Origin of the sequence: Ferriphaselus sp. R-1, from assembly GCF_000746095.1 — a bacterium.
Taxonomy (GTDB): domain Bacteria; phylum Pseudomonadota; class Gammaproteobacteria; order Burkholderiales; family Gallionellaceae; genus Ferriphaselus.
The window spans coordinates 200592-223429 of the sequence record NZ_JQKP01000001.1; the positions used below are offsets into that span (position 1 = coordinate 200592).

General features: G+C 62.8%; 20 protein-coding genes. 4 read left to right on the forward strand and 16 right to left on the reverse strand.

What is annotated here, in order from left to right; all coding sequences use genetic code 11:
- Positions 1-88 precede the first annotated feature (88 nt).
- From DM08_RS01065 to DM08_RS01140, 16 genes are all read right to left on the reverse strand, one after another.
- Positions 89-1318: a type II secretion system F family protein gene (locus DM08_RS01065; protein ID WP_035382759.1), complete on the reverse strand. Its 1230-nt coding sequence runs from the start codon at positions 1316-1318 to the stop codon at positions 89-91.
- Positions 1318-3021, reverse strand: a complete 1704-nt coding sequence (locus DM08_RS01070) for a GspE/PulE family protein (RefSeq protein ID WP_035382760.1) — start codon at positions 3019-3021, stop codon at positions 1318-1320. The genes DM08_RS01065 and DM08_RS01070 overlap by 1 nt, the downstream gene beginning before the upstream one ends.
- Positions 3022-3024: 3 nt before the next feature.
- Positions 3025-4074 (reverse strand): tetratricopeptide repeat protein, encoded by a 1050-nt coding sequence (locus tag DM08_RS12100; protein ID WP_051937702.1) that lies wholly within the window; start codon positions 4072-4074, stop codon positions 3025-3027.
- A gap of 169 nt (positions 4075-4243) precedes the next feature.
- Complete coding sequence (locus DM08_RS01080; protein WP_051937703.1) at positions 4244-5116, reverse strand: ExeA family protein; 873 nt, start codon at positions 5114-5116, stop codon at positions 4244-4246.
- Positions 5117-5123: 7 nt separating this feature from the next.
- Positions 5124-6836, reverse strand: a complete 1713-nt coding sequence (locus DM08_RS01085; RefSeq protein ID WP_035382761.1) for a secretin N-terminal domain-containing protein — start codon at positions 6834-6836, stop codon at positions 5124-5126.
- The gene (locus DM08_RS01090; protein WP_051937704.1) at positions 6833-7234 is read right to left on the reverse strand and encodes a hypothetical protein; all 402 of its coding nucleotides are present in this window, start codon (positions 7232-7234) and stop codon (positions 6833-6835) included. The genes DM08_RS01085 and DM08_RS01090 overlap by 4 nt, the downstream gene beginning before the upstream one ends.
- Positions 7219-7887 (reverse strand): hypothetical protein, encoded by a 669-nt coding sequence (locus DM08_RS01095; RefSeq protein ID WP_035382762.1) that lies wholly within the window; start codon positions 7885-7887, stop codon positions 7219-7221. The genes DM08_RS01090 and DM08_RS01095 overlap by 16 nt, the downstream gene beginning before the upstream one ends.
- Positions 7884-8444, reverse strand: coding sequence for a PilN domain-containing protein (locus DM08_RS01100; RefSeq protein WP_035382763.1), 561 nt, complete (start codon positions 8442-8444; stop codon positions 7884-7886). The genes DM08_RS01095 and DM08_RS01100 overlap by 4 nt, the downstream gene beginning before the upstream one ends.
- Positions 8441-9388: a type IV pilus biogenesis protein PilM gene (locus tag DM08_RS01105; RefSeq protein ID WP_035382764.1), complete on the reverse strand. Its 948-nt coding sequence runs from the start codon at positions 9386-9388 to the stop codon at positions 8441-8443. The genes DM08_RS01100 and DM08_RS01105 overlap by 4 nt, the downstream gene beginning before the upstream one ends.
- A 15-nt stretch (positions 9389-9403) precedes the next feature.
- Positions 9404-9907: a hypothetical protein gene (locus DM08_RS12105; protein ID WP_152555747.1), complete on the reverse strand. Its 504-nt coding sequence runs from the start codon at positions 9905-9907 to the stop codon at positions 9404-9406.
- Positions 9904-10407 (reverse strand): type II secretion system protein, encoded by a 504-nt coding sequence (locus tag DM08_RS12110; protein ID WP_051937706.1) that lies wholly within the window; start codon positions 10405-10407, stop codon positions 9904-9906. The genes DM08_RS12105 and DM08_RS12110 overlap by 4 nt, the downstream gene beginning before the upstream one ends.
- Positions 10407-10862 (reverse strand): type IV pilus modification PilV family protein, encoded by a 456-nt coding sequence (locus DM08_RS01120; protein WP_035382765.1) that lies wholly within the window; start codon positions 10860-10862, stop codon positions 10407-10409. Before DM08_RS01120 ends, DM08_RS12110 begins: the two co-directional genes overlap by 1 nt.
- Complete coding sequence (locus DM08_RS12115; RefSeq protein ID WP_051937707.1) at positions 10856-11413, reverse strand: pilus assembly FimT family protein; 558 nt, start codon at positions 11411-11413, stop codon at positions 10856-10858. Before DM08_RS12115 ends, DM08_RS01120 begins: the two co-directional genes overlap by 7 nt.
- Positions 11414-11476: 63 nt before the next feature.
- A complete protein-coding gene (locus DM08_RS13280) occupies positions 11477-12079 on the reverse strand; it encodes a type II secretion system protein (protein WP_051937708.1) in 603 nt (200 codons plus the stop codon).
- A gap of 238 nt (positions 12080-12317) precedes the next feature.
- Complete coding sequence (locus DM08_RS01135) at positions 12318-14111, reverse strand: PglL family O-oligosaccharyltransferase (RefSeq protein WP_035382766.1); 1794 nt, start codon at positions 14109-14111, stop codon at positions 12318-12320.
- A 248-nt stretch (positions 14112-14359) separates the two neighbouring features.
- Entirely contained in the window at positions 14360-14941 is a 582-nt protein-coding gene (locus tag DM08_RS01140; protein WP_035382767.1) for an arylesterase, read from the reverse strand.
- Between DM08_RS01140 and DM08_RS01145 the strand changes: the two genes are divergently transcribed.
- The 4 genes from DM08_RS01145 (at position 14925) to DM08_RS12125 (ending at position 22775) form a co-directional block, all read left to right on the forward strand.
- Complete coding sequence (locus tag DM08_RS01145; RefSeq protein WP_035382768.1) at positions 14925-15632, forward strand: ABC transporter ATP-binding protein; 708 nt, start codon at positions 14925-14927, stop codon at positions 15630-15632. The genes DM08_RS01140 and DM08_RS01145 overlap by 17 nt on opposite strands.
- Positions 15633-15644: 12 nt before the next feature.
- On the forward strand, positions 15645-16028 hold the full coding sequence (locus DM08_RS01150; RefSeq protein ID WP_035382769.1) for an endonuclease domain-containing protein: 384 nt from the start codon (positions 15645-15647) through the stop codon (positions 16026-16028).
- The gene (locus tag DM08_RS01155; protein WP_035382770.1) at positions 16025-18628 is read left to right on the forward strand and encodes an ABC transporter permease; all 2604 of its coding nucleotides are present in this window, start codon (positions 16025-16027) and stop codon (positions 18626-18628) included. Before DM08_RS01150 ends, DM08_RS01155 begins: the two co-directional genes overlap by 4 nt.
- A 118-nt stretch (positions 18629-18746) precedes the next feature.
- Positions 18747-22775: a sensor domain-containing protein gene (locus DM08_RS12125; RefSeq protein WP_051937709.1), complete on the forward strand. Its 4029-nt coding sequence runs from the start codon at positions 18747-18749 to the stop codon at positions 22773-22775.
- The last annotated feature ends 63 nt before the right edge of the window (positions 22776-22838 follow it).

The following is a 22838-nucleotide window of genomic DNA, read 5'->3' on the forward strand; positions in this document are numbered from 1 at the left end:
GCAACTGTAGCTCATTCGCGCAAGCCGGGGGTGCGACAAAATGTCGCACCCCCGGCCATGCCGGTCCGGTTCAACGGCATTTTAGGCATCAGTGATGCAGCGCGGCCTGGCTGTAGTCCCACATCGGCAGGAAGATGGCGAGGGCGAACACGAGGACGAAGCCAGCCAGGATCACGATCAGCACCGGCTCGATCTGCTGGCTCAGGTTCTTCACCGAGTATTCGACTTCGCGCTCGTACATGTCGGCGATCTCGAACATCATGCCGTCCAGGTCGCCGGTCTCTTCGCCCACGGCGATCATTTGCAGCATGATGGGATCGAAGATTTTGGCGGCGCTGGCCACGCGCAGGATGCTCTCGCCGCGTTCGACCCCGGCTTGCATCTGCTCGATCTTCTCGCGGAAGTAGCCGTTATCGACCACGATGCTGACCACCTGCATGCCTTGCACCACCGGCACGCCGCTCTTGAACGAGAGGCCGAGGCTGCGCGCGAAGCGGGCGGCGGTGGACTTCAAGATGATCTGGCCGATGATGGGGATGCGTATCTTGTAGCGGTCCCACAGATATTTCCCCTGCCGCGTGGCGATGAAGATCTGGATGGCGATGAAGGCCGCGACCAGCACGCCCAGCATCGTCGGCCAGTGGTGCACCATGAAATCGGAGAAGGCGATCAGGTATTGCGTCATCATCGGCAGCTTCGCGCCCATGCTCCTGAACACGTTGGCGAAAGAAGGGATGACGTACAGGTTGACGATCACGATCGCCGCCGCCATCGCCACGATCACGAAGCTGGGGTAGCGCATCGCGGCCTTGATGCTGTCGCGCGTGCGTTTGTCGAATTCGATATGGCCGAACAAGCTCAGGAAGGTGGTGTCCAGCGTGCCGGTCGCTTCGCCCGCCTGCACCATGCTGATGTAGAACGGGCTGAACGCTTTCGGGTGCGCGCGCATGGCGGTGCTGAGGTCGCGCCCGCTGTCGAGATCGGCGCGCAGCTCGCCGAGGATGCGGCGCAGCGAACCGTTGCGGGAGGATTCCTGCAATCCCGTGAGCGCCCGCATGATGGGCACGCCCGCCTTGAGCAGGCTGTACATCTGGCGGCTGAACAGCATCATCTCCGAGGGGGAGACATGGCGCAGCGCGCGCTCGGCCTTGTCCCACCATACGCGCCACGGGATGAGCTGGCGCGCGGCCCGTATCTCCACCGGGATGATGCCGACCCCGAACAACTGGCTTGCGACGGCGTTGCTGTCCGCGCCTTCCAGCGAACCTTTCACCAGTTCGCCGCGCTCGTTGCGTCCCTTGTAGTGGAATGCGGCCATCAGTCATCCACCTGGTTGCTGATGCGCATCACCTCGGCCACCGACGTGGTCCCCGTCAGCATGCGCGCGATGGCATCGTCCAGCAGGGTTTTGCCGGTCAGCTGTTCACGCGCTGCCTGGATGAAGCGCGTCGCATCGTGATGAGCGGCGAGGTCGATCAGCGCGCGGTTCATCACCAGCATCTCATACACCGCCTGCCGTCCGTTGTAGCCGGTCTTGTTGCAATACGAGCAGCCATGGCCGGTGCGCAGCTGGTTCCACTCGGCCTCGGCCACGCCTGCCTGCAACAGCCACTCCGCCTCGATGGCGCTGGGCGCATGCGGTTGGCTGCAACTCTCGCAGACGCGGCGCAGCAGACGTTGTGCCAGCAGCACCTGCACCGACGAGGCCACCATGTAACGCGGCACGCCCATGTCCACCAACCGCGCCAGCGTGCCCGCCGCATCGCGCGTGTGCAGGGTGGAAAACACCAAGTGGCCGGTGATGGCGGCGCGCAGGCCGATCTGCGCCGTTTCCGGATCGCGCATCTCGCCCACCAGGATGATGTCCGGGTCTTGCCGCAGCACCGAACGCAGCACCCGCGCGAAGGTCAGGTCGATCTTTTCGTTCACCTGCACCTGATTGATGCCGGGCAGGCGGTACTCCACCGGGTCTTCCACGGTGACGATCTTCTGCTCGATACTGTTGATCTCGTCCAGCGCGGCGTACAGCGTGGTGGTCTTGCCGCTGCCGGTCGGCCCGGTCACCAGCACCATGCCTTCGCTGCGGTGGATGATCTTGCGGAACTCCTTGAGCATCTCCGGCGACATGCCCAGCTTCTCCAGCGACAGGAAGTTGCCGCTGCGGTTGAGCAGGCGCAGCACCACCGATTCGCCGTACTGCGTGGGCATGGACGAGACGCGCACGTCCACCACCTGATCGCGCGCGCGCATGTGGAAGCGGCCATCCTGCGGCAGGCGCTTCTCGGAGATGTCCAGCCCGGACATCAGTTTGAGGCGCAACACCAGGGCGGGCGCGATGTTCGGGTCGGCCTCGGTCTGCAAGTGCAGCGCGCCGTCGATGCGGAAGCGGATGCGCAACTGCCGCTCCATCGGTTCGATGTGCACGTCGGAAGCGCGGATGCGCATCGCATCGTCGAAGATGGTCTGCAACAGCTTCACCACCGGCGCGGCCTCCAGATTGGCGGCCTCGTCCAGCTCGTGCAGATCGACGATGCTGTCGCTCATGTCGTCGGACAGTTCCTGCGCCAGGCCGCTGATCTCCTCGGTGCGGCGATAGACCCGATCCAGCGTCTCGAAGAACTGGCTTTCCGCCACCACGACCAGCGTCAACTCGCTGCGCAGCAAACGCTTCAGCTCGTCGTACAGCAACAGGTCGGTAGGATCGACCATGCCGACCACCAGCGCGCCATCCCGTTCTTCCAGCACGATGGCGTGCAGGCGGCGCGACTGGTATTCGGACAGGCGGCGGCTGACTTCGGGGCGCAGGTGGAAATGGCGCAGGTCAATGAACGACAGCCCCAATTGTCCGGCCAGTGCCTGCGCCACTTGCAGCTCGGTGGCGAACTTGCGCTCGACCAGCACCTTGCCCAGCCGTTCGCCGCTCTGCCGTTGTTGCTCCAGCGCCTGGCCGAGGTTGTCCTGCAACACATGCCCCAGTTGCACCAGCATGTCGCCCAGCCGGGCTTTTCCGTAACGTGCCATTGCTTACTCTCCCTGCCGTTTCTGTCCGCCGTTCAAACGCTGTTCGGCGAAGCGCTGCATCTCCGGTGCCAACGTGCCCAGCGCCAAGGCGCGCTGATACGCTGACTTCGCCTCGGCTTCGCGTCCCGCCGCTTGCAGCGAGATCCCCAAACCTACCCACCAGCCCGCGCTATCCGGCGCGAGTTGCAGTGCCGCTTGATAGTCTGCGACGGCTTCCTCGTGTTTGCCCAAACGCTGTGCCAGCGTCCCCATGAACGCGCGGTAGTCCGGTTTCTGTTGCGCGTGCGGCGCACTGGCGCGCAAGGTCTCCAGTGCCGCCGCCACCTCGCCGCGCTCCACGCGCAGCCGCGCCAGCAACATGGCATCGGCACTTGCGTCGGGATGCAAGTTCAGCCCGTCTTGCAGCAGCCGTTCGGCTTCGCTCGAACGCCGCGCCTGAATCAACAGTCTAGCCAGCAAGGTGCGGGCTTCGCGATGCCCGTTGTCCAGCTTCAGCGTTGAAGTCAGCGCGGTCTGCGCCTCCTCCTCGCGTCCCTGTTCGACCAGCATCACCGCCCGCGCGTACTCGGCATCGGCCTGGTTCTGCGTGTTCATCTTCTTGCCGGTCGTGGGAGCTAAGGTCGAGTGTGCGGTCGGGGCGGAGGGAGTCAGCACTTTTTGCGAGGGTGCCGGGGCGGCCACCGGATCGACGGGTTTGGCGGGCTCAGTCTTGGCCAGCGCCAGCGGAGCAGCGGCTTGAGCTTTGACCGGCGCGACCGTGCTCGCGGCGGGCGTGACCGCCCGTTTCGCGGTTGCGCTTGTGCGTGCCGGAGCCGGTGCGCTGGCCGCTACTGGCGCAGCCGCCACCTCGGCAGCGGGCGGAGTGGCGGCAGGCGCGCTCCCCGTCGGGCGCATCACCCACACCAGCGTGGCGGTGACCACCAGCACCAGCGCACCGGCGAACCACGGCCAGCGGCGTGGCTGCTCCGCTACGCCAGCCAGCGTCTGCTCGCCCACTTTCACCGCCACGCCACGCCGGTCCAGATCCTGCAATACCTGATTGATCACACTCATGCTTTAACTCGAACCTTGTCATTCCGGCGCAGGCCGGAATTCAGTTGATTGAAAAATCGGGCCAATGCCAACATGCTGTCTGCTGCGCAGAATGTTTGTCTTGCTGGATTCCGGCCTGCGCCGGAATGACGGTGTGGCGTATTTGGGGCTGAATCTACAAACAACATCCTCATCCCCACCAAACAGCCGGGCGCATCCAGCCGAACCAATCGCGCAGCGTCTGCGGCGTGTCGTTCGCCGCCAGCCGTATCTGCTTGGCCGACACGGTTCGCCGTCCCGCACCGTAGGCCAGCATCAGCGCCTTGTGCGCCACGATGTTGACCAGCCGGGGCGTGCCGCCGGTCACACGGTACAGCGCGGCCACCGCACCGGAGGTGAACACACGCTCACCGCTGTAACCCGCCGCCCGCAGGCGCGATTCCAGATAGTCGGCCAATTCCTGTGCCTGCAAGCCGCCCAGGCTGCACTGGAAGGTGATGCGCTGGCGCAACTGGCGCACCGAATGCTGATTCAGATGGACATCCAGTTCCGGCTGGCCGAACAGCACCACTTGCAGCAACTTGCGCTTGCCGGTCTCCAGATTGGTCAGCAGGCGCAGCACTTCCAGCGTCTCCAGCGGTAGGGCTTGCGCCTCGTCCAGACACACCACCACTTGCACGTCACGGGCGGCGAAACTCAGCAGCGCCTCGTTCAGTCGGCTCACCAGCAGATGTTGCGGCGCATCGCTCGCCAGCTCCACGCTCAACTCATCCGCCAGCGCCAGCAACAGGCTGCGCGGATCGAGGTAGGGATTGGGCAGATAGGCTGAGACGAAGCGCGGCGCGTCGGCGTTGGCCAGATCGAGCTCGTCCAGAAACTGGCGGCACAGCAGTGTCTTGCCGTTGCCCACCTCGCCCACCACCTTGATGAAGCCCTCGCCGCCCAGCGTCGCCACGCGCAGCATGTTGAGCGCCTGGCGATGACTGCTGCCGGAGAAAAAGAAACCGGTATCGGGAGTCAGGCTGAACGGCGGCTCGGTCAGGCCGAAGTGGGCGAGATACACGGAACGATCACTCCACCGGCTTGGCCTGCGGGACAGGCTCTTCGTTGCTTCTGCCGTTGTTCAAGCGCTCCATGCGATCACGGCTCTTGCGGATGTCCTCCGACCAATCCTCATCCGTATCCACGATGGTCGGCTTGATCAGGATCACCAGCTCGCGCTTCTGCGTCACCTTGCTGGTCTGGCCGAAGATGCTCTTCGGCAGCCCCGGCAGACCGGAACGGTCATCGGTCGAAGCCTGCCGCATCAAGCCGCCGATAGCGATGATCTGGCCATCCTTGGCGCGCACGATGCTGTCGGTCTCGGAGATCGTGCTGGCCGCCATGGGCATGCTGTAAGTTTGCCCAGCCAGTGTGATGATTTTAGTGACGGTGGTGATCTGTCCGATGGAGGGGTGGACATGTAGCGTGATGTTGCCCTTATCGTCGATGTCTGGCGTTACGTCCAGCATGATGCCGGAGAAAAACGGTGTCATCGTCACGGTTGGAATGGTGTTGGTGGTGGTATTGCCGGTGGTTTGCGTTCCGCTAGGGGTTACACCGGTGACGAAATACTCGTCAGTCCCGACCTTCAGTATGGCCTTCTGATTGTTCAACGTGGCAATACGTGGGCTGGACAGCACGTGTACATCGCCTTGTGTCTCCAGGAAACTGAGCAGTGCGGCGAAGTTCGACGTTTGGAAGGCCAGGCCGATCAACGAGCCGGGGTTTCCTCCAGTGGCAATCGCCGAGCCGGGTAGAGCGGCCAGGCCAGCAGTGGAAAGTATCGTGCCCAAACCTGCTGCAGTTGAGGGAGCCACTCCAGTGTTAGGCGACAGCAAGCCCGCTGTAGCGTGTGAATTCGGACCGTTCTTGAAAACACCCCAATTCACGCCGGACTGGAAGCTGGCGTTCAATTGCACTTCCATGATCTTGGCTTCCAGGATCACCTGACGCTCAATGGAAAGTTGCGCTGCCTTGAGGTAGGAGGTCACTGCTTGCTGGTCTTCGTAAGAGCCTCTCACTACGATGATGCCGGTCATGGGGCTCAACATCACACTTCTCCCCCCTTCTTTTCCAACCAGAACATCGAGGGCACTGCGGAGTTCAGCCCAGAGGTCTGTGGCGGTAGTGGTGCTTACCCGACTGCTTTCGCGCGAACCTGCTCCCATTGCACCACCCGCACCACCTGTACCTCCCGTTGCGCCGGTAGCTGCGCCACCTGCCCCCGTGCCCGTAGCTTCGGACACGGAACTGGGTTGAACCCGCAATTGCGATCTGCCGTCACGTTGTCCGGTCAGGTAATTCACCTTGTACATCCGCGTCTGCAATTCTTTGGGCATGATGGAGATGCGTCGTCCGTCCAGTTTGTAGTCGTAGCCGTACATGTCACGGATCGCGTCCAGGGCTTCGAGTACGGTCACGTCTTTCAGGCGGATGGAGATGTTGCCGGTCACGTCGGGATGCACCAGCATGCTGTAGCGGCTGTCGGCGGCGATGGCGTAGAACACCTGTGCGGCAGGGGTCTCGTTCAGCTCCAGACTGAAGCGCGGCTCGCGTGGCTTGGCGGGCGCGGCGGTGGTGAGCGGCGGCAGCAGCGCGGCGTTGATCGCCTCTGCGGCAGGCGCGGGCGCAGCGAGCGCGGCGTTCATCTCTTGACGGATGGAATCGCGCGCGATCGGGTCGCGCGACACGCTACATGCGGACAGACTGATGAGTACCAAGATTCCGAGTGACTTGTTCATTGCTTCCCCTTGTCGGCGGCAACACGCGCCGGTTTGATTCGTAAATGCTGTTTGGCCGGCGCAGCGGTGTTTTGCTGTACGCCCGGATTGGAAAACACCCGCAGCTCGCGCCGCCCGTGTTCACCCTGTAACACGGCGCGACCTTCGCTGACCGCGACCAGACGCTCGTCGCCATAGCGCCCACCCAACCGGATAGTCTGGCCATTGATGATGGCAGCGCGGCGTGTGGGCGAGATCAGCACGGCTTGCAGGCCGCCGCCGTCGGGCAGATAAGCCGGGCCGGGCGAGACCATGCCGGCAGGCGGTTGGGTCGGGTCGCGCGGCGCGGCAGCCTGAGCTGCGTTCGTCGTCACGGTCAGCGCAAGAGCGAGGAGACCGAGGTTCAAATGGCTAGCCATGATCCATCTCCCAGTGTGTAGATCGTCAAGGTCAGCGTGGCGACCGGATAGTGTTCGACGCTGTAATCCAGCGTGTGCCAGTGCAGCGGGTAGGGCAGGCGTTCGGCGCGTTCGAGGTAGTCGAGCAGGTCGAAATAGCTGCCGCGCAGGGTGATGCTGAGGTACTCCCTGGGCGCTGTGGGCGGGGTGGTCGCCGCCACAGCCGAGGCGGCTGCCGGTGCCGCAGCTGCTGTCGGGGCTGGAGCGGCGGCGGGAGCCGCGTCAGGGGCGGCGATCCTCTCCAGCTTGACCAGCGTCAGTCCGGGACTTTGGCTCAGCAGTCGATCGAGCACGCGCAACATCTGCTGCCCGTTCACCGCCGGGGTGCCGCGCGAAGCCGCGTCGGGGCTGCGTTTCGCCAGCTCGCGCTTGAGCTGGCCGATCTCTTCGAGTAGCGCCTTGCGTCCGTCGTCCTGCGCGTTGGCTGCCGTGGCCTGCGCGGTCAACGCCTCTTGCTGTTGGGTGAGTTGGCGCTGTTGCTCGATCTGGGGCGAGATGCCGAATCTCATCACGGCCCACAGCAACGATCCGGCCAGGAGCGCGAAGACCAGGATGCGCCAGTGCAGCGCCAACCCATCCACCGCATCGGCAAAGCGGTTCCAGTTCTGCTTCATTTCGCTCCCGCCTTTCCATTGAGTGTCAGTTCGAACGCCATGGGGTGTTGGCCCGCGCCCTCTTGCTTGCGCAGCCCCGTCAGTTCCACCTTGGCGCCCCGGAACTGCGGCGTTTGGCCGAGCTGTTGCAGGTAGTCGGTGACCAGCTCGGGATACAGCGCCTGACCGCTGAGTTTCAGCTCGGGGTGCTCGCATTCGCAGCCCTTCAGCGAGAAACGGGTCAGCCAAACCCCGTCCAGCGTGTGCCGCGCCAGCGCGTGCAAGTGGCCGGAGAACTCGCCGCTGCCTTGCTTGCTTGCCGCCAGCAACTCGTCGCGCTCCTTGACCAGTTGCGCCTTGGTTTGGCGGTTCGCATCACTGGGTGGGTTGAGCTTGTCGTGCTGGAGCTTGGCTGCGGCCAAGCGAGCCTGAGCCTGCCCGGTCTGGTGATAAAGCCAGCCGCAGCCCAGCGCGGAAACCAGCGCCAGCACGCCCAGCCCTTGCAGCATCATCGCCGTGGAAAAATACTTGCCCTGCCGGGTGAAGACCGGGTTGAACAGATTAATCTGCTGACTCATAGCACCCGCCTTTCCTGACGCAGCGCCGCGCCTATCAGCAACAACATGGACGCGGCGAACTCGGGATTGGACAGCCGCGCCACCGCCGAGATGTCGAGCACGTCAGCCAGGCGCACCCGCTCCACCGGGACGCTCAGTTGCTCTTCCAGCATCTCGCGCCCGTACAACTCGCTGCGCAGCGAGATCATCACCTTGCCGATCTTCAGCTCGAACTGGCGCTCGAAATACTCCAGAGAGCGTTGCGCCTCGCGCGCCAGTTCATCCCAGGCATGCTGGCGCTGGTAGGTGTTGCCATCGTCCAGCTGATACTCGCCGATGCTGATGTGCCGCGACAGATACAGCTCGCCGCCGCTGCTCACCGTCAGCGCCGTGCCGCTGCTGTCGGCCACCAGCATCATCACCGCCTCGCCCGGCGTTTCATACAAGCTCGCCAGATTGCGTTGCGCCATCTCCGGCACGTCGATCACGCGCAGCGGGATGCGCGCGCTCTCTAGCAGCACCGTGCGTTTGCGTATGGTCTCGTTGGGCGCGGCCACGGCGTAGTACGATTGCCCCTGACCCTCGCGGCTGTGCCCGGACGGGATGCGGATCACGTCCAGCGTCACCGCCTCCACATCGAAGTTCAGACCGTCCTTGATCAGCCAGCGCACCGCCGAGTTCAGCTCGTCGGCAGGCACGTTCGGCGCCTCCACCGGCATGATCTGATACTCGCTCGCCCCCAGCAGCGTGGTGACGGGCAACCTGCCCAGCTTATGCTCGCCCGCCAACTTCTCCAGCGCCGCGCTGTTCACCTTGGGTATGGCGTGGAAACCGCACTGCACCACACGCGGCATCCCCCCGGTGAACTCCACCTGCGCCACCCCCACGCCGCCGTTGCCGATGCCGATCGCACTCCAGCCGGAGTCGGCACGGCGGAAGAGTCTAGTTAAGAAACCGATAGCCATTCCATTCATCCCTGATTAGTTTCTATCTATGCGCACTTGCAAAGTACGCTCGGAGTATTCCGCACGTCCCGCCTGAGTGTTGGTCGCTTCAGCCACACCACTCCCCGCCGTCACCGCCGTAGCGACTGCCGATACCGCATAGGCCCAGCCCACCGCACTGGCGGCGGGCACGCCGCTGGCAGCGCAAACGACCGCGCTCGCCGCCGTCACGGCACTGGCTGTGACCACCACCTGAAAATCGGCCAAGCTACCCGCCAACGGCGCTACAGCCGAAACGGGGGCTGTTCGAGCACCCACGGCGAACGCACCGCAGTCGTTGTTTAGCGTCTGATACGCCGCCCATTCAATCCCGGCGCGGGCGGCCAATTCAGCCTCGGTGGCGCGCGCCTCCTGCGTGACTCCGGCCTGTTGCGGCATGGACAGGCTCAGCCCGGCCACCACCAGCGCCGCGATCATCACCAGCGCAAAGATCTCGATCACCAGAGCAAAGCCGCGCTGCTTATGTGAAGTCGGGTTCACCACGTCCTCCGGTACGAAATCGTGTCGTGGAGTTCCATCATCTCGTTGCCGACACTGGTGTCCTGGCAATTCGTGCGGGCGATCAGCGGCAAGTCGATCTTGACCGACTGGCTGGCCGTGTCCAGAAAGAAGGCGGGATTCGTGTGCACTTCTGCACCTGGACAAACGCCAGCCACCAGCACTTTATTGGCTCCCGAGAGCGAGCTGTCGCTGCGCAGTAGTTGATTGCCGGTGAAGCTGTAGGTCACGGTTGTGCCACTGGCCTTTGTGATGCTCAGGCTGTTTGTCCCCGTGACTGTCGGTGCGCCTGAGGCCTGAGCCAGATCGGTCCTGAGCCAGCTTAGCGCCGTCGCACCCGCGTAGCTCAACTCGGCGCGGCTGGCCGCGTTGGCGTAACTTTGTGCAGGCAGGGAAATGAAGTTCGGCGTGATCGCCGCCAGCACGCCGAGGATGACGATCACGGCGATGAGCTCGATGAGGGTGAATCCGCGCTGGCGCATCAGGGCAACCTCGTCACTTTGCCAGCGGGATAGTTGGCGCGGTAACTGTCCAACTGCACGCGATTTAGAGTCCCGCCGTCATCCGCTGCGAGGATGTTCACGGTCAGGGTCAATTGCTTGATGTCGTTAGCCGTGGTGACGTTCGGCCAGCTTGGGCAACTGACCAGCAGCGACGCGGAATAGCCGGTGACCGGATTCCCTGTGCCATCAGGCAGCGCTTGGGTGACGGGTGTCGGGCTGCAGGCGGGCAGATTGGCGAAAGGCTGCGAGTCGAGTCGGGTCAGCACAGCGCGTGCCAGCACCACCGCCTGTGCCTGACGTGATGCGCTGGCGCTGCTGCGGGCATTAGCTTGCATCACCGCTGCCATGCTAACCATTGCGCCGCCCAGGATCACGATGGCGACGATCAGCTCGATCAGGGTCAGGCCGCACTGGCGCTGCTTCAGGTTCAGCATGCGCTCGCTCCCGTCCGCAGGGGATAGATCAGCCCGGTTTCTGGGGCGATGCACAGCGTGCGGCACGCGCCGTTCGTGGCATTGCTTTCCACATCCACGCCGCAGATGTTGAGTGAGCCGACGTAACTGGAGCTGCCCTCCTTGGAAAAATAGAATGGGGTCGGAGTCGCCGAGAATCGGGCCAACGGCAGACTGCCTGGCGGGGCATCAGCGGCGGGCGTGCTTACGGAATATTGCGCTAGTGCATTGTCCGGCGCAGGCAAATTCGTTCCGCAAAGGTTGGTGTCGCCGAAGCTGTAAGCCAGTTGGGTCTGGGTGTTCGTTTGAGTGAACGTGACGCACACAAAGCGCTGTTGGGTGACAGCGGCTCTCTGGGCGTAACGCAAACTGCTGATGACTTGATCGTAGAAAACGCGGGCATCGACATCGCTGCGCTCGACGGAAACGCGCGGCAGAACCAGTGCCGCCAGCACGCCAAGGATCACCATCACGGCGATCAGTTCGATCAGGGTGAATCCGCGCTGCCAGGGCGCGAAACGGGGATTTTTCATCGGGTTCCTGAAACACAAAAACGGGCAAGGTACACACCCTGCCCGTCTCAGTACAGCAAGTTATTACATGCCGGATGCAGAGCAGCCAGTAGTGACAGCCTCAATCTTTGGCTCAATAACGGTTTGATTAGTGCCATTCATAGGAGTCGAGAGGGAAGCATTGGTGTATTTCACATAGCAGGCCGACGCATTCATGCCAGTACCAACAGAAGCTGGAGTCCAAACTGTTTGACCTGCAACAATCGAAACTGGCGTACCATAAGTCGTCATACCCATGGTGCTGGTACCGAATGTCGCTGGCCCTTCCAATACATTCCAATCACTTGTAGCTACTGCTGTAACGGGCATCATACCGCCAGTACCTGATACTTGGTTCAACCCGGCGATCAGACCGGCAGATGGGCCATCAGGGTTGTGGGCGGACCAAGAGATGGGGCCAATGCCGTCAAAAATTGCAGGCATCTGATTGGTGGCCAGCATCTTGGCGTGAGCCATGGTGGCAGCGCTGGCCAGATTAGCCTTAGCACCATTCACGGCAGTAGCACGGGCTTCAGCTTGCAGGCCGAAGAACTTGGGCATGGCGATGGAAGCCAGGATGCCGAGGACCACGATCACGGCGACCAGTTCGATCAGGGTGAAACCCTGTTGTTTGCGTTGCATTTGCATTGTTGCGCTCCTGATTTGTTTTGGATGGTTATTGCTGTTCCGCATGTAAGTACCCCTTGCATGAGAACTGCCCTCAAGTTGTTAGGCGGGCGCAGTGTAAGAAAACTTGTTACGCCTGGGAATGTGACATATTGTCGCACCCATCATATCTACATGAATAAATAAGATAAGCATCCTGCGCGCGGCCTTGGTTCAAGGTGGATTCCTGGCCTTGGCGGGCGCGTTTCGCGTTGCTGCCCTACTTGCCTTTTGCCTGTTGCTGTTCACGCGCGGCGTATTCCTGTTTGGCGTAGGCCAGCAGCGGGCCGAGGTGTTCCGGGTCTTGCAATACCAGCCAGGGCATGGCTTGCCGGACGGCATCAAAGCGATGTGGATGGGCCCAGATGGCGCGCTGCATCATGGCTTGGGCTTCTGCGCTGCGACCTTGTACGGCGAGCAACACGGCGACGCGGTAGCCCAGGGTATCGACCGGGGCGTAGCGCAGGGCGGGTTCGCTGTAGTGCAATCGAACGGCGGGGTCGTTGATGCCGAACGGGGCGGACGAGGCCATGAACAGGTCGGCATAGGGACGCATCAGCAGGTCGGCATCCAAGATTTTCATGGCGGCTTCGACGCGCTGCTCGTATTCCTCGGGGTGACCTTCGATTTTGGGTGCGGAAAGTCGCACCAGATGGGCGTTGGCGCGGTAGAGCTGGCCGAGTTCCCAGCCGCCACCGAGCAGGATCAGCGCCATCAGCGGCGCGCCTAACCGCGCGAGGTCGAAACGCAGGGTGTGGCTCTCCAGCAGGCCCAGGGTGATGGCGGCGATGCCGAGGAAATAGGCGTACCACAGGGGATATTCCAGCAGGGAGTGGATGCCCAGCACCAGCAGCAGGCCGTAGCCCCAGCCGTGTTCCAGCGTGGTGGCGGTGCTGCGCTGGCCGCGATACCACAGCGCTACGGCGAGCACGAGCAGGACGAGCCCCGCCAGCCCGGTCTCGGCGGCCAGTTGCATCACCAGATTGTGGGCGTTGCTGCCCATGACATCCGGAATGGGGTTGCGCAGCTCGGCGCTGTGCAGGAAGTGCTGCCAGGCGAACTGGCCGAAACCCGCGCCCAGCCAGGGCGATTGCGCGAACACCAGCGCGGCCTCGTGCCACAGATAGAGGCGCTGGGCATATCCGCCGAGGTTGCTCATCTTCTCCAGCGGCGACACATCCCCCGCAGCGGCGAACCAGGGCAGGTGCGCCACGCCGTGCATCAGCACGAAGGCGGGCAGCAGCCACCCGGCATAGCGGAACAGAGGGCGCAGCGCCTCGTCGCGCCGTTGCCAGACGTAGCTCGCGGCGGCGAAGGCGGCGAGGTAGAGCCAGCCGCTGCGCGAGCCGCTCAGTACCATGGCGTACAGCAGCGGGGCGGCCAACAGGCCGGTCAGCCCGGCACGCAGGCTGCCACGGGCGTACAGCAATCCCAGCGAAACCAGCCCGAGGGCGAGGTAATCGCTCAGTGAATTGGCCTGACCCAGATTGCCGTTGATGATGGTGCGCTCAGCCTGTGTCCACAGCACGAAGTGGTTGAGGGGCGTGTCCCAGCGGAAGTTTTGCAGGATGGCGCTCAGCGCCTGTAGCTCGGCCCCCGCCAGCAGGAAGGCGGCGAGGGTGGCGGCCAGCAGCGGCAGGCCGAACGCGATGCGCAACTGCCTCCCCAGCAGGATGAGCAGGATGGCCCACAGCAGGTAGAGCGCGACGGTCAGCGCATGTCCGGCGTAAGGGATCAGGCCGAGCTGAAGCTGCCAAAGCACGAGCAGGATCAGCCCGGCGGGGAGCAGGGTGATGGCGGGCAACTCCTGCGTGCGCCAGCTTTGCGGCGACAGCAACGGGAGCAGCGCGGCCAGCCCGAGCGCAAAGGCATCCCACTCGGGGTAGAACGTGGCTCTGGGCAGCAGGTGGCGGAAATCAAGGCCGGGCACGACCCACATCAGGCCGACGCACAGCAGGCCGAGGTAGCGCAGGGAGGAAAGTGGTGTCAGGGAGTGGAGGCGTTGGATGTTCACGTTCGTCGAAGGCTTGGATCTGGCCGGTTGCGGTTAGGGTGCTTCAGCGTCCGCCCCCCGGTGGTAACGGACGCTTGGGCACGGTACAACGAGCTACAGGAGAGACCCGCAGACGGTAGCAATTCAAGCAGAGGAGTTTGGGAGGAGACTACTGAAACCATCCACCGTCTGCGGGGTGAGCGAACTATACGGGCGTAGCGCCCGCTTGGGAATGCGGCATTTTGTCGCATCTGCGCAGGCCGGGCGGATCAGGGCAGCGCGGGCGACACATTGCGCACTATCTGCGCCTGTGCGGCGACACCGGGATGCAGGTCGTCAGCCTGAAACTGCTCCGGCGGTATGTGCGCCAACAGGAAGGGAACCAGCGCGGTGCGGTAGCGCTGAGCCAGTTTGGGGTAGAGTGCGCGGAAATCCCGGGTATAGTCCGCGCCGTAGTTCGGCGGCAGTTGCATACCCAGCAGCACGACCCTGGCTTGGGCGTGTTGTGAGCGGCGGATGAGTTCGGCCAAATCGTGTTCGATGTCGGGGACCGGGCGGCCACGCAATCCGTCGTTCGCGCCCAGTTCCAGCAGTACGAGGTCGGGGCGATGCTGGCGCAGTGCGGCATCCAGCCGCCGCAATCCGCCCGCTGCGGTCTCGCCGCTGATGCTGGCGTTGACCACCTTGAGGTCCGGGCGTGCGCGTTGCAACAACGCCACCCAGCCCTGTTCGCGCGGGATGCCGTAGGCGGCGGAAAGACTGTCGCCAAACACGAGGATGGTTTGCGCGGTGCCGAGCGTGGGCAGGCACGCGGCGAGTAACAGTAGCAACTTGATGATGGAGCGTTTCATGGCGGCGATTGTGCGGGCAGACGATCTGGGCAAGCAAGTGGAAAGTGGCGGCCAGCCGCTGGTGATCCTGGAGGCGATCAGCTTCGGTGTGGAGGCGGGCGAGAGTCTGGCCATCCTCGGTGCGTCCGGCTCCGGCAAGTCCACCTTGCTGGGTTTGCTGGCCGGGCTGGATGTCCCGAGCAGCGGTACGGTGAAGCTGGATGGCGTGGACATCTTCGCCTGCGATGAAGACGCGCGCGCCCGCTTGCGCGGCAGACTGGCCGGTTTCGTGTTCCAGTCGTTCCAGCTTTTGCCCGCCCTGACTGCGCTGGAGAACGTGATGCTACCGCTGGAACTGCGCGGCCAGCGCGATGCCCGCCAGCAAGCCGAAGCCGTGTTGATTCGCGTCGGCTTGGGTCACCGCCTGCATCATCTGCCCAAACACCTGTCCGGCGGCGAACAGCAACGCGTCGCCATCGCCCGCGCCTTCGTCGTCCAGCCCAAGATCCTGTTCGCCGACGAACCCACCGGCAACCTTGATGCCAGCACAGGCCGCCAGATCATCGAACTGTTGCTGGAACTGAACCGTGCCCAAGGCACCACGCTCATTCTCGTCACCCACGACGAAGCACTGGCGGCGAGATGCGGCAGGCAACTACGGCTGGAAGCCGGGCGGGCGGTTTCCCCTCGCCCGTTTACGGGAGAGGGGTAGGGGAGAGGGGCGATGAGCCTTCTGGACAACGCAAAATCACTGCGCCGCAACCAGACCGAGGCTGAGCAACGCCTCTGGTATCACCTGCGCGCGCATCGTTTCATGGGGTTGAAATTCAAGCGACAGAAACCGCTCGGGCGCTATGTAGTGGACTTTGTGTGTATGGAGGCAAAACTGGTGATTGAGCTGGATGGAGGGCAACACCTGGATCAGGTCGGCTGTGATCGGGTGAGGGATGCATGGCTGAAAAGTCAGGGATTTACGGTGTTGCGATTCTGGAATAACGAGTTGATGAGCGAGATGGAGACAGTGCTGGAGCGTATTCGATTGGAGGTGGAGAGTCGCGCCCTCTCCCCCAGCCCCTCTCCCGTAAACGGGCGAGGGGAGGTGGAATGAGCCTCGTTCGGCTGGCATGGAACATGTTGCTGCGTGACTTCCGTGCCGGCGAGTGGCGCGTGTTGCTGGTCGCGCTGGTGTTGGCGGTGGCCAGCATCGCTACGGTCGGGCTGTTCGCTGACCGGGTGCGGCAGGCGTTGCAGACTGAGGCGCATGCCTTGCTGGGGGCGGATCTGCGGCTGAGTTCGACGCGGGCGATTCCGGCGATGTATCGGGATGAGGCGCAGCGGCGCGGCTTGCGGGTGGTGGCGACGGCGACGTTTCCCAGCGTGGTGCGGCACGGGCAGCAGAGCGTGCTGGCCGAGTTGCTGGCGGTGGAGGCTGGGTATCCGCTGCGCGGCAGCCTGGTGATTGATACGGGCGACGGTATGGCCGAGGCTGCGCCCTCACCCCAGCCCTCTCCCAATGGGAGAGGGAGCGACAGCAATATTCCTGCGCCCGGCACGGCTTGGGCGGACGAGCGTCTGCTGCGTCGTCTGGATCTGCAGACTGGCGATACGCTGGAGGTCGGGGCGCTGCATCTGCGTCTTGCGGCGCGGGTGGTACGCGATGTGGATCAGTCGGCGGGCTTCGCCAGCTTTGCTCCGCGCCTGACGCTGAACGCCGCCGATCTGCCTGCCAGCGGGCTGGTGCAGGAGGGCAGTCGCATCAGTCATCGCTTGCTGTTCTCGGGCGACGCGGTACAGCTGGCGGCGTATCGCGGCTGGCTGGAGACGCGGCTGGGCGTGGGCGAGAAGCTGGAGGACGTGCGCGATGCGCGCCCCGAGATTCGCATCGCGCTGGAACGCGCCGAGCACTTCCTCGGGCTGGCCGCGCTCACTGCCGTGGTGCTGGCCGGTGTGGCGCTGGCGCTGGCGGCGCGCCGCTTCATCACCCGTCATCTCGATGCCTGTGCCGTGATGCGCTGCCTGGGTGCCAGCCAGTCGCAGGTGCTGGGCATCTTCCTGTTGCAATTCCTGTGGCTCGGACTGGCTGCGGTGCTGTTGGGCGATGGGCTCGGTTACGCGGCGCAGGTGGCACTGGTGCAGGCCATTTCGGCGATGCGCGAGGCGGCTTTGCCCGCGCCCGGCGCGTTGCCCTTGATGCAAGCTGCCGCCAGCGGCATGGCGCTGCTGCTCGGTTTCACCTTTTTGCCGCTGTGGCAGTTGAAGCAGGTGCCGCCGCTGCGCGTCATCCGCCGCGAACTCGGCGCGCCGGGCGGCAGCGCGGCCTTGCTCTATCTTTCCGGCGGGGCGGTGCTGGGCGCGCTGTTCCTGTGGCAGGCCGGTTCGGTGAAGTTGGGGCTGGCGGTGCTGGGCGGGCTGGCAGCCGGTTTGCTGGGATTCGGCGTGCTGGCCTGGGCACTGTTGCGCGGCTTGGCGAGATTGCCGCTGGCCGGACATCACGCCTACGCCAACCTCGCCCGCCACGGGCGCAGCAACGCGGTGCAAATCGTGGCGCTGAGTCTGGGCGGCATGGCGCTGCTGAGTCTGACGCTGGTGCGCGACGACTTGCTGCAAAGCTGGCAGGGACGGCTGCCGCCGGATGCGCCCAACCGCTTTCTGGTCAACGTGCAGCCGGATCAGGTGGCGGGCGTGGGCGAGTTGCTGGTGAGTCACGGCCTGCCAGCGCCCACGCTGTTGCCCATGGTGCGCGGACGGCTGCTGGCGATCAACCAGCGTCCGGTGCGCAGTGAGGACTATCCGGAGCCGCGCGCCCGCGCGCTGGTGGAGCGCGAGTTCAACCTGTCCTGGGCGGACAAGCTGCCGGAAGGCAACGCGCTGGTGAGCGGGGCGTGGTGGGCACTGCCCCATTCAGAAGAGACTCTGTCGTCACATCGGCGCAGCCCGGTATCCAGTTCATCAGAAGCACTGGATTCCGGCCTGCGCCGGAATGACGAAACCCAGCGTGACGGCGGCCAGCTCTCAGTAGAAGAGGGCATCGCCAAGACACTCGACATCCACCTCGGCGACACGCTCACCTACGATCTGGCGGGCGAGACGTTCACCGCGCGAGTGGCGAGTCTGCGCCGGGTGCAGTGGGATTCGATGCGGGTGAACTTCTTCGTCATCGCCGCGCCCGGCTTGCTGGAGAACGCCCCGGCCAGCTACATCACCAGTTTCCATCTGCCGCCGGACCAGCTCGCCGCCGAAGCCGCGCTGCTGACCCGATTCCCCAATGTGCTGGTGATCGACACCGGCGCGGTGATCGCCCAGGTGCGCGTCATCATGGACCAGATCACCCGCACGCTGGGCGCGGTGTTCCTGTTCACCTTGCTGGCCGGGCTGGCGGTGCTGTACGCCGCGCTGCTGGCGACGCAGGACGAGCGCATCAAGCAAACCGCCATCCTGCGCACGCTGGGCGCGGACAGCCGCTACCTGCGCCGTTTGCACCTGACCGAATTCGCCGTGCTGGGCGGCCTGAGCGGTGCGTTCGCAGCGGCGGGCGCGGAGGCGCTGGGCTATGTGCTGGCGCGCCATGTGCTCGATCTGCCCTTTGTGCTCGATGTGGACGTTTTCGTGCTGGGCGGTGCGGGCGGAGTGGCGATCGTGATGCTGGCAGGTTGGTTTAACACGCGCAGATTGCTCCACTCTCCACCGCGTCGCCTACTGTTGGATTGAGCTTGCGGAGGGCGGCGTGTTTGGTCGATACTGCCGCAGCCGTATCGATTTCAGCCGAATAGCCGAGCCAAGTACCGGGGGTTCTTTTCGTTGCAATGTTTCCATTTCAATTTTGAATATGACTGATGCGCGCGATATCGAGTTGAGGCTCAACGAGTTGGAGCGTGAGAATCAATGGTTGCGCGCCCAGCTCGGGCAGAGCGACCCACAATCGCTGGCGCGCGCGCGGAGCTTCATCCAGAGCCTCGATCTGTGCAAGATCCTCGACCACATGCCCTCGATGATAGGCTACTGGGACAAGTCACTGATCAATCGCTATGCGAATCAGGCGTATCTCGACTGGTTCGGCCTGCTTCCCGAGCAAGTCCTTGGGCAACACATCCGTCAAGTCATCGGTGAGGAGCGTTACCGGCTCAATTTGCCGTTCATCGAGGGGGTGCTGCGCGGCGAGCCGCAGGAGTTCGAGCGAGAGATCCCGTCACCCGATGGCATCATCCGTTATTCGCTGGCGCGCTATATCCCCGATGTGGTGGACGGTGAGGTTCAGGGCTTCTTTGTCGAAGTGTCGAACGTGACCACTATCGTGCAGGGGGCGGCGGAGATCCGGGAGCGCGCGGAAATCCTGGATGGTTTGTATTCGCTCTCGCCGCTGGGCATCGCCTTGACCGACCCGAACGGCAAGTTCATCGAATTCAATGAAGCCTTCGAACGCATCACCGGCTATGACACTGAGGAGTTAAGGCACCGCGATTTCTGGGAGATGACATCGCCTGACTATCAAGGGCAGGACATCTTGCAGCTGGATGCGCTCCGGCAGACGGGGCGCTATGGTCCCTACGAAAAGCAGCTGAAACGCAAGGACGGTAGCCTCGTGCCGGTGCGATTGAGCGGGTTCCAGTTGGTGCGGGAAGGGGTGAATCACACGTGGTCATTGATCGAGGACATCAGTGACCGGGTGAAAGATACGGCCAGCATCCAGTCATTGAGTCAGCGTTATCAGCTCTTGTTCGATGAACTGCCCGATAGCGTGGTGCTGATCGATGTGTCGGGGAAGGTCATCGGTTGTAATCAGTCCGCCTTGCGTGAATATGGCTATAGCGAATCCGAGATGCTCGCGCTCTATATCCCCGATTTCGAGGCCAAGGAAGACCCGGCGCGGGTCGAGCAGCATAAACGACAAATCCTGAAGTCTGGCCGGGACCGGTTCATTACCCAGCACCGTAAGCGCGATGGCAGCATCGTCGATATCGATGCCTCGGTGGTTGTCGTCGAACTGCCCGATGGCGGGGCGATCTTCCAGTGCGTGTTCCATGACATCACCGAACACAAACAGTGGGAAGCCTACATGCTGCAAGTCGAGGAACGGCTTGAGCTGGCGCTGGAAAGTGCCGAGGCGGGGACGTGGGATTGGGATATCGTCACCGGCGAGCTGATCACCTCACTGCAATGGTCGGCGATGCTGGGCTATCAGCCTGGTGAGTTGGCGCATGATATTTCGGTATGGGAGCCGTTGTGTCATCCCGACGATCTGCCGGAGGCCCAGCGTCTGCTGGAAGCGCACTTCAAAGGCGAGTTGCCGAGTTATGAATACGAGCACCGCCTGCGCCACAAGAGCGGCGAGTGGATATGGGTGTTGGGCAAGGCCAAAGTGGTCAAGCGCGATGTGGACGGTAAGGCACTGCGCATCATAGGCATCAATATCAACATCACACCGCGCAAGTTGGCCGAGCTGTCCTTGCAGCGCGAGAGTCAAAAAAATGTCGCGTTGCTCAAGGCGGCGAGCGATGGACTGCACATCCTCGATAGTCGCGGCACACTCATACAGGCCAGCGATTCGTTCTGCCGCTTGCTGGGCTATAGCGCGGATGAGCTGAGTGGTGCGAACGTGCTGAGCTGGGATGTCGAGCTGGGCTCATTGGAAGATTTCATCTCCAAGGTGAATAGTTTCCCTGTCGAAGGAGCGACCTTTGAGACCCGGCAGCGGCGTAAGTCCGGCGAGATCATCGACGCGGAGATCTCGGCGGTTCGGCTGGTCATCGACGGTCAGCAGATGATCTATTGTTCGGCGCAGGACATCACCTTGCGCAAACAGACGGAATCCCGGTTGCGTGACCGTGAGGCCAAGCTCCGCGCGATCCTGGACAATATGCCGTACATGGTCTGGCTGAAGGATATGGCCGGGCGTTATGTCGCTGCCAACCGACTGTTCGTTGAAGCGGCGGGCAAATCCAGCCTCGATGAGTTGATCGGCAAGGTAGATACGGAGATATGGTCGCCTGCGCTGGCCAACCGCTATCACCTGGATGATATGGAAGTGATCGCCACCCGCAAGCAACTGACCCTGGAGGTGCACAGCGTCGATCGGGGAACGGACATCTGGTACGAGGCGTTCAAAGCACCCATCATCAACGAAGCGGGTGAGTTGATCGGTACGACGGGCGTAGCGCGCGACATCACGGAGCGCAAGCGCATCGATGAGTCGCTGAAGATCGCCAGCATGGTCTATCAGGCCAGCAGTGAAGCGATGTTGGTTACGGATGGGGATAACAACATCCTCAATGTGAATCCGGCGTTCACCAAGATATCCGGTTATACGCTGGAAGAAGTGAAGGGCAAGAACCCGCGCATCTTCCAGTCCGGACGGCATGACCAGGAGTTCTACCACGCGATGTGGAGCGCGTTGAACGACCATGGCTACTGGTTCGGCGAGGTGTGGGATAAGCGCAAGAACGGCGAGGTCTATGCCAAACAGCTGACCATCAATACCATCCGGGATAAGGCAGGCAAGATCAGTCGCCATATCGCCCTGTTCTCTGACATCACCGAAAAGAAGAAGAACGAACAGATCATTTGGAGCCAAGCCAATATCGATCCACTGACGCAACTGCCGAACCGGCGGCTGTTCATCGATCGTTTGGAGCAAGACATCCGCAAAGTGCATCGCAGCGGCCAGACGCTGGCCCTGTTCTTCATCGATCTGGATCGCTTCAAGCAGATCAACGACTCGCTCGGACACCAGGCCGGCGATCTGTTGCTGATCGAGGCTGCCCGGCGCATCGGCCAGTGTGTGCGGGAATCGGATACGGTGGCGCGTCTGGGCGGGGACGAGTTCACGGTCATCCTGCCGAACCTGAGTGAACAAGCTCATGTCGAGCGCGTGGCGAGCAGCATCATCTCGAAACTGGCGGAGCCGTTCGAGTTGGGCGGCGACATCGCCTATGTCTCCGCTAGTATCGGCATCACGCTCTATCCGACCGATACGCAAACGGTGGATGGCTTGCTCAAATGTGCCGACCAAGCCATGTATGCCGCCAAAGATCGCGGCCGCAACGCCTATTCCTACTTTACCCAGTCGATGCAGGAACTGGTGATCGAACGCCAGAGCATGAGTAACGACCTGCGTCTGGCGTTGGCGCGGAACGAGCTGGAGGTGTACTTCCAGCCCATCGTCGAGCTCGCCACCGGACGCACCCTTAAAGCCGAAGCCTTGCTCCGCTGGAAGCATCCGCGTCTTGGCATGGTGAGCCCGGTTGATTTCATACCGCTGGCGGAAGAAACGGGGATGATCCACTCCATCGGTAGCTGGGTGTTCAAGCAGGCCATTTCAGCAGCTAACCGTATACGCAGGGAGTTGGGCATCGAGCTACAGATCAGTGTCAACAAATCGCCGATACAGTTCAGCCGTCATCCCGAGGAGATCGACTGGATGACCTACCTCGCGGACCAGAAAATGGCAGGAGGAATGGTCGCCGTGGAGATCACGGAAGGCTTGTTGCTGAATTCCGATGCGGCAGTGCAGGATCGCTTGCACCAATTCAGTGATACGGGCGTACAAGTCTCCATCGACGACTTCGGCACGGGATTCTCATCCCTGGCCTACATCAAGAAATTCGACATCGACTACCTGAAGATCGACCAGTCTTTCGTGCGCAATCTTGACCAAGACAACAGCGATCTGGCGCTCACCGAAGCCATCATCGCGATGGCTCACAAACTCGGCATCAAGACCATCGCTGAAGGCGTGGAAACCGGTGCCCAGTTGGACGTACTCAAGGCGTGCGGATGCGACTTCGCCCAAGGATACTATTTCGCCAACCCCATGCCCGAAGCCGATTTCAAGCGCTGGTTGCAGGACAGGCCGAAGTGAGACGCTTGCGCACAGCGCCATTTGTGGCGGCGGTCGATGGCCTGATTTGATACCATAGCCCAC

What these genes read in the sequence shown, in the direction of transcription:
- DM08_RS01065 (WP_035382759.1), bottom strand. Translation starts at nt 1,318, where the DNA reads ATGGCCGCATTCCACTACAAGGGACGCAACGAGCGCGGCGAACTGGTG.
- DM08_RS01070 (WP_035382760.1), bottom strand. Translation starts at nt 3,021, where the DNA reads ATGGCACGTTACGGAAAAGCCCGGCTGGGCGACATGCTGGTGCAACTG.
- DM08_RS12100 (WP_051937702.1), bottom strand. Translation starts at nt 4,074, where the DNA reads ATGAGTGTGATCAATCAGGTATTGCAGGATCTGGACCGGCGTGGCGTG.
- DM08_RS01085 (WP_035382761.1), bottom strand. Translation starts at nt 6,836, where the DNA reads ATGAACAAGTCACTCGGAATCTTGGTACTCATCAGTCTGTCCGCATGT.
- DM08_RS01090 (WP_051937704.1), bottom strand. Translation starts at nt 7,234, where the DNA reads ATGGCTAGCCATTTGAACCTCGGTCTCCTCGCTCTTGCGCTGACCGTG.
- DM08_RS01095 (WP_035382762.1), bottom strand. Translation starts at nt 7,887, where the DNA reads ATGAAGCAGAACTGGAACCGCTTTGCCGATGCGGTGGATGGGTTGGCG.
- DM08_RS01100 (WP_035382763.1), bottom strand. Translation starts at nt 8,444, where the DNA reads ATGAGTCAGCAGATTAATCTGTTCAACCCGGTCTTCACCCGGCAGGGC.
- DM08_RS01105 (WP_035382764.1), bottom strand. Translation starts at nt 9,388, where the DNA reads ATGGCTATCGGTTTCTTAACTAGACTCTTCCGCCGTGCCGACTCCGGC.
- DM08_RS12110 (WP_051937706.1), bottom strand. Translation starts at nt 10,407, where the DNA reads ATGCGCCAGCGCGGATTCACCCTCATCGAGCTCATCGCCGTGATCGTC.
- DM08_RS01120 (WP_035382765.1), bottom strand. Translation starts at nt 10,862, where the DNA reads ATGCTGAACCTGAAGCAGCGCCAGTGCGGCCTGACCCTGATCGAGCTG.
- DM08_RS12115 (WP_051937707.1), bottom strand. Translation starts at nt 11,413, where the DNA reads ATGAAAAATCCCCGTTTCGCGCCCTGGCAGCGCGGATTCACCCTGATC.
- DM08_RS13280 (WP_051937708.1), bottom strand. Translation starts at nt 12,079, where the DNA reads ATGCAAATGCAACGCAAACAACAGGGTTTCACCCTGATCGAACTGGTC.
- DM08_RS01145 (WP_035382768.1), top strand. Translation starts at nt 14,925, where the DNA reads ATGATGGAGCGTTTCATGGCGGCGATTGTGCGGGCAGACGATCTGGGC.
- DM08_RS01140 (WP_035382767.1), bottom strand. Translation starts at nt 14,941, where the DNA reads ATGAAACGCTCCATCATCAAGTTGCTACTGTTACTCGCCGCGTGCCTG.
- DM08_RS01150 (WP_035382769.1), top strand. Translation starts at nt 15,645, where the DNA reads ATGAGCCTTCTGGACAACGCAAAATCACTGCGCCGCAACCAGACCGAG.
- DM08_RS01155 (WP_035382770.1), top strand. Translation starts at nt 16,025, where the DNA reads ATGAGCCTCGTTCGGCTGGCATGGAACATGTTGCTGCGTGACTTCCGT.
- DM08_RS12125 (WP_051937709.1), top strand. Translation starts at nt 18,747, where the DNA reads ATGACTGATGCGCGCGATATCGAGTTGAGGCTCAACGAGTTGGAGCGT.